At 58.1% G+C, this 12,601-nt stretch carries 18 protein-coding genes; 8 read left to right on the top strand and 10 right to left on the bottom strand.

What is annotated here, in order from left to right; all coding sequences use genetic code 11:
* Positions 1 to 3: 3 nt before the first annotated feature.
* On the bottom strand, positions 4 to 1,206 hold the full coding sequence (locus tag Q1A32_RS18610) for a pyridoxal phosphate-dependent aminotransferase (RefSeq protein ID WP_299656568.1): 1,203 nt from the start codon (positions 1,204 to 1,206) through the stop codon (positions 4 to 6).
* Between the two features lie 89 nt (positions 1,207 to 1,295).
* Between Q1A32_RS18610 and Q1A32_RS18615 the strand changes: the two genes are divergently transcribed.
* The 3 genes from Q1A32_RS18615 (at position 1,296) to Q1A32_RS18625 (ending at position 2,550) form a co-directional block, all read left to right on the top strand.
* Entirely contained in the window at positions 1,296 to 1,691 is a 396-nt protein-coding gene (locus Q1A32_RS18615) for a helix-turn-helix domain-containing protein (protein WP_299656571.1), read from the top strand.
* A complete protein-coding gene (locus Q1A32_RS18620; protein ID WP_299615344.1) occupies positions 1,684 to 1,944 on the top strand; it encodes a succinate dehydrogenase assembly factor 2 in 261 nt (86 codons plus the stop codon). Before Q1A32_RS18615 ends, Q1A32_RS18620 begins: the two co-directional genes overlap by 8 nt.
* Before the next feature lie 120 nt (positions 1,945 to 2,064).
* The gene (locus Q1A32_RS18625; RefSeq protein WP_299615346.1) at positions 2,065 to 2,550 is read left to right on the top strand and encodes a MarR family winged helix-turn-helix transcriptional regulator; all 486 of its coding nucleotides are present in this window, start codon (positions 2,065 to 2,067) and stop codon (positions 2,548 to 2,550) included.
* Between the two features lie 3 nt (positions 2,551 to 2,553).
* Here the strand turns inward: Q1A32_RS18625 and Q1A32_RS18630 are convergent, their stop codons facing one another.
* From Q1A32_RS18630 to Q1A32_RS18650, 5 genes are all read right to left on the bottom strand, one after another.
* A complete protein-coding gene (locus tag Q1A32_RS18630) occupies positions 2,554 to 3,306 on the bottom strand; it encodes a DUF1194 domain-containing protein (RefSeq protein ID WP_299656574.1) in 753 nt (250 codons plus the stop codon).
* Entirely contained in the window at positions 3,303 to 4,004 is a 702-nt protein-coding gene (locus Q1A32_RS18635) for a DUF1194 domain-containing protein (protein ID WP_299656577.1), read from the bottom strand. The genes Q1A32_RS18630 and Q1A32_RS18635 overlap by 4 nt, the downstream gene beginning before the upstream one ends.
* Positions 3,998 to 4,426, bottom strand: a complete 429-nt coding sequence (locus Q1A32_RS18640; RefSeq protein WP_299656580.1) for a VOC family protein — start codon at positions 4,424 to 4,426, stop codon at positions 3,998 to 4,000. Before Q1A32_RS18640 ends, Q1A32_RS18635 begins: the two co-directional genes overlap by 7 nt.
* 94 nt (positions 4,427 to 4,520) lie before the next feature.
* On the bottom strand, positions 4,521 to 5,909 hold the full coding sequence (locus Q1A32_RS18645) for a surface lipoprotein assembly modifier (protein ID WP_299656583.1): 1,389 nt from the start codon (positions 5,907 to 5,909) through the stop codon (positions 4,521 to 4,523).
* Between the two features lie 88 nt (positions 5,910 to 5,997).
* A complete protein-coding gene (locus Q1A32_RS18650) occupies positions 5,998 to 6,996 on the bottom strand; it encodes a thymidylate synthase (RefSeq protein ID WP_299656586.1) in 999 nt (332 codons plus the stop codon).
* Positions 6,997 to 7,204: 208 nt separating this feature from the next.
* Here Q1A32_RS18650 and thyX point away from each other — a divergent pair, with 208 nt between their 5' ends.
* The 3 genes from thyX to Q1A32_RS18665 all read left to right on the top strand — a co-directional run bounded on the left by thyX (position 7,205) and on the right by Q1A32_RS18665 (position 9,803).
* The gene (thyX, locus tag Q1A32_RS18655) at positions 7,205 to 8,110 is read left to right on the top strand and encodes an FAD-dependent thymidylate synthase (RefSeq protein WP_299656589.1); all 906 of its coding nucleotides are present in this window, start codon (positions 7,205 to 7,207) and stop codon (positions 8,108 to 8,110) included.
* Between the two features lie 189 nt (positions 8,111 to 8,299).
* Positions 8,300 to 9,088: a hypothetical protein gene (locus Q1A32_RS18660; protein ID WP_299656592.1), complete on the top strand. Its 789-nt coding sequence runs from the start codon at positions 8,300 to 8,302 to the stop codon at positions 9,086 to 9,088.
* Between the two features lie 358 nt (positions 9,089 to 9,446).
* On the top strand, positions 9,447 to 9,803 hold the full coding sequence (locus Q1A32_RS18665; RefSeq protein WP_366141242.1) for a TraR/DksA C4-type zinc finger protein: 357 nt from the start codon (positions 9,447 to 9,449) through the stop codon (positions 9,801 to 9,803).
* Here Q1A32_RS18665 and Q1A32_RS18670 read toward each other — a convergent pair.
* Positions 9,800 to 10,039 (bottom strand): hypothetical protein, encoded by a 240-nt coding sequence (locus tag Q1A32_RS18670; RefSeq protein ID WP_299656595.1) that lies wholly within the window; start codon positions 10,037 to 10,039, stop codon positions 9,800 to 9,802. The two genes, Q1A32_RS18665 and Q1A32_RS18670, sit on opposite strands and share 4 nt — an antisense overlap.
* A 173-nt stretch (positions 10,040 to 10,212) precedes the next feature.
* Here Q1A32_RS18670 and Q1A32_RS18675 point away from each other — a divergent pair, with 173 nt between their 5' ends.
* The gene (locus Q1A32_RS18675; protein WP_299615366.1) at positions 10,213 to 10,497 is read left to right on the top strand and encodes a hypothetical protein; all 285 of its coding nucleotides are present in this window, start codon (positions 10,213 to 10,215) and stop codon (positions 10,495 to 10,497) included.
* 66 nt (positions 10,498 to 10,563) lie between these two features.
* Here the strand turns inward: Q1A32_RS18675 and Q1A32_RS18680 are convergent, their stop codons facing one another.
* The gene (locus tag Q1A32_RS18680) at positions 10,564 to 10,770 is read right to left on the bottom strand and encodes a cold-shock protein (protein ID WP_299045459.1); all 207 of its coding nucleotides are present in this window, start codon (positions 10,768 to 10,770) and stop codon (positions 10,564 to 10,566) included.
* 188 nt (positions 10,771 to 10,958) lie between these two features.
* Between Q1A32_RS18680 and Q1A32_RS18685 the strand changes: the two genes are divergently transcribed.
* A complete protein-coding gene (locus Q1A32_RS18685; protein WP_299656597.1) occupies positions 10,959 to 11,276 on the top strand; it encodes an arsenate reductase family protein in 318 nt (105 codons plus the stop codon).
* On the opposite strand, the gene Q1A32_RS18690 is transcribed toward Q1A32_RS18685, so the two are convergent.
* Both Q1A32_RS18690 and Q1A32_RS18695 read right to left on the bottom strand, forming a co-directional pair.
* A complete protein-coding gene (locus Q1A32_RS18690) occupies positions 11,273 to 11,836 on the bottom strand; it encodes a DoxX family protein (RefSeq protein WP_299656599.1) in 564 nt (187 codons plus the stop codon). The genes Q1A32_RS18685 and Q1A32_RS18690 overlap by 4 nt on opposite strands.
* Positions 11,837 to 11,840: 4 nt before the next feature.
* Positions 11,841 to 12,599, bottom strand: a complete 759-nt coding sequence (locus Q1A32_RS18695) for a DNA-binding domain-containing protein (protein WP_299656601.1) — start codon at positions 12,597 to 12,599, stop codon at positions 11,841 to 11,843.
* Between the last annotated feature and the right edge of the window lie 2 nt (positions 12,600 to 12,601).

Consider the following 12,601-nt stretch of genomic DNA (forward strand, 5'->3'; position numbering starts at 1 on the left):
CCTTTATGTCAGCCCCGCACAAAAGGTCTGAATGCGGGTGCAGGCCTCTTTCAGGGCCTCGTCCGACGTAGCGTAGCTGACCCGGAAGTTTGGCGATAGCCCAAAGGCCGCGCCAAAGACAACGGCGACGCCGGTCTCTTCCAGAAGGGCCGTGCAAAAGGCTTCGTCATCCGTGATGTCCGTACCTGCGGCAGATGTCTTGCCGATGCAGCCTGCAATGGACGGATAGACGTAGAAAGCCCCATCCGGCACCGGGCAGGCAATGCCCTCGGCAGCGTTTAGCATCTCGACCACCAGATCGCGGCGGCGTTTGAACACTTCGTTGTTGGGCGCAATGAACTCCTGAGTCCCGTTCAACGCCTCCAATGCGGCGTACTGGCTGATCGAACAGGGGTTCGAGGTTGATTGCGACTGCACCTTGCGCATCGCCTTGATCACCTCTTCCGGCCCCGCGGCATACCCGATACGCCAGCCGGTCATGGCATAGGCCTTGCTGACCCCGTTCACCGTCAGCGTCCGGTCATAAAGGCGCGGCTCGACCTGCGCGGGCGTACAAAACTCAAAGTCGTCATAGACAAGATGCTCGTACATATCATCTGTCATCACCCAGACATGCGGGTGGCGCATCAGAACGTCGGTGATCTCTTTCAACTCCTCGCGGGTATAGCCCGCACCGGTCGGGTTCGACGGCGAGTTGAAGATCAGCCACTTGGTCTTGTCTGTGATGGCCGCTTCCAACTGGTCGGCCGTCAGTTTGAACCCGGTCTGCAACGACGCCTCGGCAATCACCGGCGTGCCACCGGCGAGCAGCACCATATCGGGGTAGCTGACCCAATAGGGGGCAGGGATCACCACCTCGTCGCCTTCATTCAGCGTCGCCATCAGCGCGTTGTAGAGGATCTGCTTGCCCCCGGTGCCAACCGTGACCTGCGCTGTGGTGTAGTCCAGATCGTTGTCGCGCTTGAACTTGTCGACGATGGCCTGCTTCAGCTCTGGAATGCCATCGACGGGGGTATATTTGGTCTTGCCAAGGGCAATCGCCACCACGGCGGCGTCCTTGATGTTCTGGGGCGTGTCGAAATCCGGCTCGCCCGCACCAAGGCCGATGATGTCTTTGCCCTGCGCCTTAAGGGCAGCCACCTGACCCGTCAGGGCGACAGTCGGAGACGGTTTGACGCGGTCGAGTGTCGCGGAAAGAAATGTCATGTTGGCCTCGGGGTGCTAGAGCGATATCGAAACCCTCATAGGCGGCGCGCCCTGCGCGATCAAGCGCCTCCGCAGACAAGGAGACACCGATGGACGACGTGCAAGACTGGTACAGTGCAGACGCAGCCACATTCGGCGACCGTGTTGCGGGCGCCCGTGAACAGGCGGGCATGTCGCAAAAGCAATTGGCCAAGCGGTTGGGTGTGCGCCTTGCGACGTTGAAGTCGTGGGAAGATGATCTGAGCGAGCCGCGTGCGAACCGTTTGTCGATGATGGCGGGCCTGCTGAACGTATCGATGATGTGGCTCATCAACGGCGAGGGCGAAGGGCTGGATCCGCCGGTCGATGACCCGGCCTCGTCCGACCTGCGCGAGATCCTGACCGAGGTGCGCGACATGCGCGCCGACATGCTGTCACGCGCCGAACAGCTCGGACGGCTCGAGAAGAAACTGCGTGCCGCAATGCAGACGCCTGCCGATGTCTGAGGAAACGCGCGACCACCGTCTCAAGCGCCTGCACATGCGGTCCATGCGGCGCGGGATCAAGGAAATGGATCTGATCCTGTCGACCTATGCAGGCCGGCATCTTTCGGCCATGTCGGATGCAGAACTGGACGTCTACGATGCGATGCTCAACGAAAATGATCAGGACCTCTATCGCTGGGTCACCGGGCAAGAGCGTGCACCGGACCATCTGGTCCCGTTGATTGATGACGTGGCGCGGACCTTTCAGCCCTAAAAATAAGGGGTCTGACGCATTTAACTGAATATTTCCGAATCACGCCCATGTTCTGTTTTGAGCAGATCAGGTCGGAGAAGACGGATGAGCATTCAGGACCCAATTGGCCAGGTCCCAGGCATGGCCGAAAAAACAGCAGCGAACGCCGGTTTCATGATCGGTTATCTTGAAGCCTTGTCGCTGGTCGAACGGCTGCACAGGCTGCTGCTTGACGTAATCAAGGACGAATTCGAGCGCGTCGGTGTGCTTGAGATCAATGCGGTCCAGGCGTTGCTCTTGTTCAACATCGGCGACAACGAGGTGACGGCGGGCGAGCTGAAAAGCCGTGGCTACTACCAAGGCTCCAACGTCAGCTACAACCTCAAGAAGCTGGTCGAAATGGGCTATATGCACCACCAGCGGTGTGAGATTGATCGCCGGTCTGTCCGCGTCAAGCTGACCGAAAAAGGCCGCAAGATCCACGATGTGGTGAATGAACTGTTCCTGCGCCACGCGGACGGCTTGCAATCCAAGGGCGTACTGGGCCCAGAGGGGATCATCGATATCACAGCATCCCTCAAGCGGATGGAACGGTATTGGACCGATCAGATCCGCTATATCTACTGAACGCTACCTGTCCGCAGCTTCCTGAGTGGGGCGGTCGGGCAGGGGCGCACGCCCCAGAATAAGCGTCTCCAACTCCCGCTCCAACTTGCGGGCCATGGCATTGGCATAATCCTCGAACCCCAATGCGGTTTCGACGAAGCTGTCAGACCCGACAATGACGGTGTTCTGAAAATAGGCAGCCAGCCCGGAAATCTCCGCTTGCTGCAGATCGCCAATGCCGGGGGCATCGGCCCCGATCACAAGCGCATTGATAGTGATCCCTGTGGGTTCGATCTCGGGTTTGACGTCAACAGGGCGAACACCAAGGTTGGATTTTCCGTCCCCCGACATATCCAGTGTGAGCTTCCAGCACTCCGATTGTTGCGCCAGATGCGCGACACCCTCGCGCATCGCCAGACCCAATGCGGTGCCGGGACTGGCTTGGCGACGCTCGGTGGCTCTAAGCTGGCCAATGACCGCATCCAGTACCGGCGCGCTCACAATTGCGGTCCAGGGCAGGATCACCGCCGGGTCTTCCGGCCCGCTCCATTCATATACCAGCAACTGAACGGGCGCAGATGGCATCTGCAGCAGCGCCTGCCGAACTCTGCCGGAATCAAGAGCTGCTGCCAGACCATCCATCTGCAATCGGTATTCACGGGCATCTACCGATCCGGACACATCCAGCCCTAAGGCCAGCGCTTGGCGACATGCCGCATCAGCCGCGGCGCCGACGACGGCCAAGAACATGGCCCCGATCAGCGCGGCCCGGCTCATCCACCGCGCCGCGCATCAGGCAGCGCGCCAATCACCGGGGGGGTCAACTCTCGTTCCAGCTTGCGCCGCATGGCGCGCTCGTAATCTTCAAACCCTTGTGCCACTTCAAGAAATGCACCGGGGCCGCGCAACACCTCGCGCTTGTAAAAATCGATTAGCATGGTCTCTGATGTGAACTCAGCCGCATTCACCACCAAACCGTTCACAGTCACCTCGTCGAACGGAAACTCGCGATAAGCCAGTTGCGGCCCGAACCCTTCGTTGTTCTGCCCATCACCCGCCATATCAATGGTGCGGTATAAACACGACGGCGCCCGTCCGAGCATCTCGGCCCCGTAGCCCAAAGCATAGCCCATGGCGGTCGGGAACTCGTTGTGGGATCGTTTACTGGCGGCCACCGTTTCGGCTGCATCCAGCAGCGCGGCGGGTCCGTCAATCAGTGTCCAGTCCAGCACTACCTCCTGATTGTAGCGACCGGACCACTCATACACGGCCAAGGCCACCGGCGCGTCCACGGCAAAGAAGGCCGCTCGCACCTCGGGCGCTGTCAGCGCGGCCACCAGACCACCGCGCTGCAATTCATCCTCGGTCTCATCAACGGAAGAGGACACATCCAGCGCCAACAACAGTGCCAGACGACACGCCGCCGCGGGGGACGCAACGACGCAGGTCAGAAAAAGGGCCGCAGCCCTTACCAATGCCCTGTGTTTTCCATGCTGGACCAGGGCTCGGCCGGGGCGAGCGCATCACCGGCCTGCAACAGCTCGATCGAAACATTGTCAGGCGACCTGACAAAGGCCATGTGCCCATCACGTGGTGGCCGGTTGATGGTCACACCATTGTCCATAAGGTGCTGACACATTTCGTAAATATTATCGACGCGGTAGGCGAGGTGGCCGAAATGACGGCTGTCATCTGGCAACCCCTCGTCACCATCCCAGTTATATGTCAGTTCAATCGGGCATTCGGGCTGGTCAGGCGGTGCCATGAAAATCAGCGAAAACCGGCCCCCTTCGCTGTCCATGCGCCGCGTCTCTTCCAGACCCAGCAATTTGTAAAACGCCATCGAGGCCTCAAGGTCTTTCACCCGAACCATTGTGTGCAGATATTTCAGTGCCATGCTCGTGGCCTCCTATTGTGTGTAGGGGCGAAGCGTAGCACGCGCATCACTGGTGTCGAGATGGACCTGTTCCCAACTGCGTGCGCGACGCGCGTCAGAAAGAGGAACGGATCTGAAAATCGACTGAAAACTCGCGACTTTCAAACCGGCTGATATTGCTGTCACGACGGCCTGTGCGGACCCGAACCGACGGGGCGAATCCAGCATAATCCCAGTCAGAAAAGAAAAACGTAACGTCTGCATATACAGACTCGTCCTTTCGTCCGTCCGGCACAGAGATAAAGCCAACGCGATAGTCATCGAAATCGGCCTGTCCAATCGTCAAGGATGTGGACACCTTTGCCGGGCCTAGGGGTTTTCCAAACCCGTAGGTCGCACGGATGGACTGGGAACTCGAAGCCGCATTGCTAAAGTCCGAGGCTGTTTCGGTAAAGCCCAGCGACACGCCGATTGAATCGCCGTTTTCTCGTTTGTACTGCACAGACGTGCCCAGTTTGAAAAGCGTTTCGTCCAGAATTTCGTGGATCGCGGACGCGCGATCTTCGACCGAGGCTGTTAAACTCAACCGTGTGCGGTCTCCAAGGCGTATGGAACGAGACCCCCGAAGCGACAGAAAATCGAACCGTTCGTCGCCACCGGACCATGCGCGTCCAAACCCAAATCCGACCGATGCCGTATTGCCCTTTGCGCCAAGGGCAAAGTGGTGCGTCACAGAATTATCAAGATAGGTCGATCCCAAATCCTCGTTCTCAAGGTCGGGCGCTTGCGCTTTGGCCTCTGAGGACAGCCATACCTTGCGCACATAAACCTGACTGCCGACGCTCGTTTCGGAACGGTCTGTGCGGCGCAACCGATATCTCAAACTCAGGTCAAAGAGCCCGATATTGCCGTCCAGCGCCTGGGCACTGCCCGACAGCACGCCCACAGCCGGAACGCCGTCAATCACCTGCAGCGCGCTATCAGCGCCGTTGTTGACGTTGTTGGATGGGCGAAACCCGAGCCCGACGCGGAACGAAAACGGATTGATCTGGCGCACCCGTTGGTAGTCTTCTGCAATTCGTTTCTGGCTCACCTCATCCGTGGCGTGAACCGCCGCACGACGTAGCCAAAGCTGGGTAAGAGTAGGGCGCTCTTCGATCAACGATGCGCGTGCGGCGAATTGTGCCGCGGCCGCCCGGTCGGACCTGCTGTCACTGATGCGATAGGCGCGCGCGGCAAATTTGCGTGCGGCGGTCGCATCGCCTGACTTGGCCATCGCCGCGGCCAGAATGAAGTGCGCGCTGGCATCATTCGGATCCGCGTCAAGCAAGCCGCGCGCAATCTTGATTGCAAATTCGATGTGACCGCGCTGCAGTGCTTGGTAGGCCAGAACGCGCGCTTGATCGAGTGTCACGTGCGCCGCGTTTTTCGGCTCCGCCTGTGCCAGCTGGTTTTCCGCATGCCCTGTAAATGGAATCAGGTTCAGGGCGAGTGCCGCGCACATCGCACGGCACATCCTTTTCACGGTGCGATGACGCGCCTTCGGTGTGTCCAAATATGCCATCTCAGCAAGACGCTGACAGTTGGTTACATCAACCATCCACGTCGGCACAAACCGCCGCACTCTCCAGCGGACCGCCGCAGCGTCCAAGCACGAAGATACCGTATTCTTCTTCGGCGGTGGTTCCATCCAGCAGATGGTCGGCCACAAAAATGGCGCCTGAAACGGCCTCGCTGTCGACGCCGCCGAAAATACCTGCGTAATCGCCAATATCGCCGCGTGTTGTGTCGCCTTCGAGAACAATGTTGCCAACGAACGTGCCATCTTCATCAATGACGGATGGGTCAAGTTGCAGCGTGTCTACATCCAATGTCGTCTCGCCCGGTGCCATAACGCCGAATTCATCATCGTCATTCAGATCCAGATTCCGGTTGAAGATCGCACCATTCACCGCGTTGTCCGAGAAATCGACATTCAAGAAGATTTCACCGGTTACAACTGCGGCCTGCCCAGTTGCGAGAGCCGGATCCGTTCCTGCGGGGAAGGGCAACAAGTCGGTTGGATCACCGTCGAGGTTTGTCACGCCAACATAGGTCCCGGCATAGCTGACCTGTCCGGTGTCCTCGTCCAGCGTCGGTCGATCAAAGTCTCCGTCCCGGGCGTAGGCCGCACCACCATTGAACGTGCCAAACTGTCCACCGGTCACAATCACACCGGCGCGCGTGCCGTTCAGCGATTGCACATAAGCGGTTGCATGCTGGTCGATAGGGTCGTCTTGCGCGGTGAACGCGATGTATCCGGGGACATCGAGGGCCGGCGCGCGGCTGTAGGCGGAATCGAGCAAGTCTTCATCCAGAAACACACCTTCGACCGTCAATGTGCCGCCATTCGGATCGGATGGGTCCGGCACAAAGGTGAAGCCGGACAGATCGCTGGCAATGGATGCCGGAATCGTAATCCCTGCCGCGCCCGGATCTGTCGGCGTCGTCGGCGTCGTGTCGCCATCCTCTGCGTTGTCCGTAAAGGGGTTGCCGTCACCGCACGCCGCCACAAGGGCGACAAGCGCGCATACTGCTGCTGTCCGTTTCATACCTGTAAAAACCTTTGCGGTTTATGTAACTGCCTCTTTTGCGTCAACAAAGCGCCGTAACCCCCGCAAAGTCAACGCTTTCATTCCCACCCCATTTCGCGCACCCCGCGAACCGTTGCCAAAAAACGACCCTCATATAGTGGTTCTCATGTCGTGATCCCCAATATAAGGTGTAGGCCTGATAGATTCTGTGGATAAAGGACGCGTCATGCCGCTCAGCCCCGAACAACAAGCCGAAATCACTGAGCTGCGCGGCGAAACGCGCCCAACCCTGCGCGCCACCGTACCGGGGATGGAGGCGCATCTTTACAAAGCCCAACCCGTGCTCGACCACGGCTTTGTCCGCGTCATTGACTACATGGGCGACGACGCGGCCATTTGCCAGGCCGCCCGTGTCAGCTATGGCAAGGGCACCAAATCCGTCCAGAACGACGAAGGGCTGATCCGCTACCTCATGCGCCACTGGCACTCGACACCCTTCGAGATGTGCGAGATCAAGCTGCACGTCAAACTCCCCGTCTTCGTCGCCCGCCAATGGATCCGCCACCGCACGGCCAACGTGAACGAATACTCCGCCCGCTATTCGATCCTCGACCGCGAATTCTACATCCCCGAACCCGATGCGCTGGCCGCCCAATCGGTCGTCAACAACCAAGGCCGGGGCGAAGCACTGCAAGGGGAGGAAGCCCAACGCGTCCTCAACTACCTGCGCGACGACGCCATGCGGTCCTATGACCACTACGAAGAGATGATTTCCCAGGATGGCCAACAGGGCCTCGCCCGCGAACTGGCGCGCATGAACCTGCCCGCCAACATCTACACCCAATGGTACTGGAAAGTAGACCTGCACAACCTGTTCCACTTCCTCCGCCTGCGCGCGGATGCCCACGCGCAATACGAAATCCGGGTCTATGCCGACGCGATCTGCGAGATGGTCAAGGACTGGGTACCTGCGGCGTACAAAGCGTTCGAGGATTACCGGATGGGCGGGGCGACACTCTCCGCTACTGCGGTGGCCTGTGTGCAGCGGATGTTGAAGGGGGAAGAGGTGACGCAGGAGAATTCCGGTATGTCCAAGGGGGAATGGCGGGAGTTCATGGGGGTTATTGGGTAAATATTTGAAAACGGCAGTTTCCAATCTGATGTGCGTGCCCAACGCATTTAAACCGTAATACCAAGTCATTCACTTCAGTGCCAAAAGAACACTTTGGTTGTCGTATTTCTTATCTTTATCAGATTTCAGATCTAACCGTGATCGGTGCAAAGCAGAGCGGATAAAAGATTACGTATTGGGGAAGGTTTATTGATAGAGATGTTTAGTAAAAAAAGAAAAAGCCATATTTTGCCCGAAGTATCACCTTTTGTTATAAAGTATTTTGATCTTGCGTCGCGCCATTATTATGAAAGTGGATCTTTGAAAATTGGAACGCTTGAGGAGTATAGGAGCCAAGAAAATATTCAGACATTGGGGGCAAGGCTTGACTCCGAAGAGGGCATCCTGAAAGTCAACGTTTCTTTAAATAACCATGTTATCTCACCAGGTGAGATCGACGAAGACCTTGGGATTTTAAACAATGGAACGGGACGACTGATTTTTCGAGGTGGCCGGACTGCAATTCGACTTAGGCACAACTCCTATGTTTGGTGCGCATCAAACGGTTGCTATAGTAAGGCGCAGCATAAAAGACTGCTTCAAGGAAGCAAGGATTATTCAGGAAACCCGAGCTTGCTATGTTGGGCGACATTTGACGCCGTAGCGCTAGACAACGCATTAAAGAACACTCTCCTACGCCCTATTTCCTATGATGGTGGCTTTATGAGTTACCAATACTGTTGGGGCCATGTGGATTACAACAGGGATACTTTGGAGCGTTTATCAGATAGGAACCACCGTGAATGGATATCCTCTAATGAAATGTCAGAGGACGATTACTTTGATGCGATTTTTGCAAAACCGAATAGATATGCATTGGAGAATGAGATAAGGCTTGCATTTAACCCAAAGAGAGATCAGGCGGTGCCAAATGGCGCATCACCGATATTTCTTTCATCAAACGAAATACGTGATTCAATTATTGATATCGGCCCATAAACTTGGCTAAAGCTAGTTTCGGGTGTGTTGAATACTCATGGAATCAAGGCCAAAGACCGCCATGCCAGCGCCGACCCCGGGGCTCCGCCCGTGATTGCCTCAAACGATCCCCCGGATGTTTGTCACTGCGTGAACCGGCAATCACCCCACCCGGGCCGGCGCTACATCATCACCAGCACATCGCCCCACCAAACTCACTCACATAAAATCCGTAAACCGCGCCGCAACACCGTCGCTGAGCCAACTCGCGGTCCGACGCTGTCACGGCTCAGCGCGTTATTGAACCGCCGAATGGAGGGATGAAATCCCACCCTACCGGAACATATCCACGTGCAGTAGGGCGGGGTGTCACCCCGCCTTGCGCCAACCATCGATCAAAGCCTACGCTCCGCACATGGACCCGCGCACCCACCTCCACGACCGCCTCACCGACCTCGATGCAGAGGACGCCGCGGGCGAGGCGGCTCAGGCCACTGTCCAACTCGACCAGCAGGCCGTCGGCCGTCTCTCACGTATGGACGCGCTCCAATATCAGGCCATGGCCCAAGCGCAGGCCCGCCGCCGCCAGACCGAACGCCAACGCATCCGTGCCGCCCTCAAACGTATCGAAGATGGGGACTACGGCTACTGCAGCGATTGCGGTGAAGACATCGAACCAAAGCGGCTGGAAGCAGACCCGACCATCCCCCGCTGCCTCGATTGCACCCGGGGTTAGCGGATCGCGCGGTCCCGCAACTGGGCCACAAGAACGCCATTCTCTTCTTCCCACATCTTCCAGGCGCGGTACCCTTCGATCTGGGCCTGCGGACCGGTTGACCCTTCGGCAAAGTGGGATTTGACCGCGTGGTAGTGGCCCATGCAGCGCGCCCATTCTGTGGGCGACGGGAACTGCGTCTCCGCCGACACTTCGCACGCATAATACAGGGCCAAAAGGCGCATCAGTTCCGTCATGGGGGCCGCTCCTTTGCCATCCGTGTCACTGTTTCCATGCTATGCACAAACCCGCAAAATTTGAGTAAATCATGCGTGCGCTGGCGTGTGCAGGCAAAAATTCTGGACTTGTGATCAGGTCAGAGGCATCGTGCCCATAGATTTCGTGGTGTGTTGAGAGAAAGAGGGAAGATATGCCATTTACCAAAGTGATGACCGCAGCCGTGGCTTTTGCGCTTCTGGGGACGGGTGCGGCGATGGCACAGGATCAGGCGGGTCCCAAGATTTATGCCTACCACAGCCAGCACAATTTCTGCCCCACAGGCCTGCAACCCGTGAGCATGGACGGCACGATATGTTGCGGGCGCCCCAATCAGGACATCAGCTACCAGCAAGCTCTCGCCCACGCCGCCGCAAAGAAACGGCACGCGCGTCGGGTCAGCTGCCCCGTAGGAACCAAGGGCTGCTCGTTCAACTGATCGAACGGATGAGATAATCAAGCGGCGCAGGACGGCTTGTCATGCGCCGCTTTGTCGTGCCCGGGGTCAGAGCAGTTTCAAATCTCCGGCCATCTGACGCCCGTCGCGTCCTTCAAGCAGTTCGAAACTGACTTTTTGGTCATCGGCGAGGCCCGTCAGACCTGACCGCTCGACCGCTGAAATATGTACAAAAACGTCTTTGCCACCCTCATCCGGGGCGATAAATCCGTAGCCTTTTGTGGTGTTGAACCACTTCACGGTGCCAGTTGGCATGATCCCGTGCCTCCTTTACCTTGCAGTCTCCCCCGCGTCGGTCGTTCGGGCAGGGGTCGTCGGTGCGCCAGCACAAAACAGCTGCCGCCGCTAGAATATGAGATTGCCCTTAGGGCAGGAAAATCAAGGTTGGGGGTCGCATTCCGCGCAGGATGCCGCTTAATTCAACGCAAATGTGAGGTCGGGATATGGAAATATACGGTTTGAAAACTTGCGACACCTGCCGCAAGGCGATCAAGGCACTGCCGGATGCACGCTTTGTCGATGTGCGGGCAGACGGTGTGCCAGCGGATGTCATGCAGGCGGCGTTGGCGGCCTTTGGTGAAAAGCTGGTCAACACCCGCTCCACAACATGGCGCGGCCTGTCGGAGGAAGCGCGTCAGGGCACGCCTCAGGCACTGCTGGCCGCCCATCCGACGCTGATGAAGCGGCCATTGATCACAGATGGGGACGACATGCATCTTGGGTGGACCAAGGATGTGCAGGCCGCCCTTGGCGTGGCCTAGGCGGCGACCGGTGCGGCTTTGGGGGCAAAAGCGCGGTCGAACGACAGCGGTCCGGCACCCTTGATCACCAGCAGCAGCAACAGGAACACCCACAGCGCGCGTTGGTCCATGATCAGGCTGTTGGAGGGTGCGTCAAACCAAGCACCAAGCACCAGTCCGTCGCCCCATTTGTCGTGCCCGTTCAGATCCGTCAGCGACTGCACCACGATGAACCCGATCATGCCCAACGACGCCAAACGCGTGAAAAGCCCGATAATGATCAAAAGTGGCAACACGAACTCGGCCACAGTCCCCAATGTGACAACGGCCCAGTGATAAAAGCTGAGCTGTGTGACGTCATAGCCCACATTCTCCATCACCTTGGGAAAGATTTGGGCGTAGGCGCCCAGTGAGGGTTGAAAGATTCCGAAAACGCCTTCGCCCAGCTTGGTCATGCCCGACACCCAGAAATACCCTGCCAGGATGGCGGCAAAGAGGAAACGGGCGAGGGTCGGCAACAGCCAGTCGGCGCGTTCAAGGGGGGCAAATATTGCGGCATGCACACGGGAAAGGGCAGTCATGGGGTCATTCCTTTGGGGGAGTTAGGTCAGTCAGGGCATTGTGCTGCACCAAAAGGGTCAACACCGGCCCAAGGTCGAAGTCAGGGTCTTCGGCAGTGGCGGTATCCACGGCATCTTCCAGCGTCGCGCCATCGCGGATGGCTGTCAGCCACGCGAATTGCGCACGGGTGATGCTGTGCGGTTCGGGGTCGAATTCGGTTCGCGTGATCAGAACCGATTGCGCAATGCCGCGCGGCTTTGGTGCGTTTGCAACGGTGTTGTAGGTCCAGATGTCATGGATCGGCCAACGGGAGTGCAATAGCTGTACAGAGGGAGTCAGGTGCAACTGTGTACGCATCAGATCCTCCGGAGCCAAAGCACCCAGCCGGGCCGGGTCCAGTGGGGCGGCATCAGCGGCGTGATAAGCGCGACGCAACGCCAGTTCCAACCGGGCCACATCAGCCAGATAACCGATATGTGCCAACGGCTTAAAGGCATCCAGAAAAGCAGGCAAGTTCGCGCCATAGTGCATCATCACCGGCGACGTGGGCGGATGCGCGCGGGCAAAAAGCCGTGCCAGTTGATCGAAGTTCTGGTCGCCCAACAGCTTCTGTATTACCGGAAAGCCGGTGCGCAGCGCCTCGATCAAGGCTACGGTCACGTTGTTGCGGTAAACGGCAAAGCGGCGCGTTGTCGGACGTCCGTCTCCGTCGATTAGCCCGTCAGGAACGGCGCGTTCTGGATCCAGAAGGGCCGCGCGAAAGTCGGTTTGCGTGGCCACCATCT

The sequence above is a fragment of the uncultured Tateyamaria sp. genome (genome assembly GCF_947503415.1).
Classification (GTDB): domain Bacteria; phylum Pseudomonadota; class Alphaproteobacteria; order Rhodobacterales; family Rhodobacteraceae; genus Tateyamaria.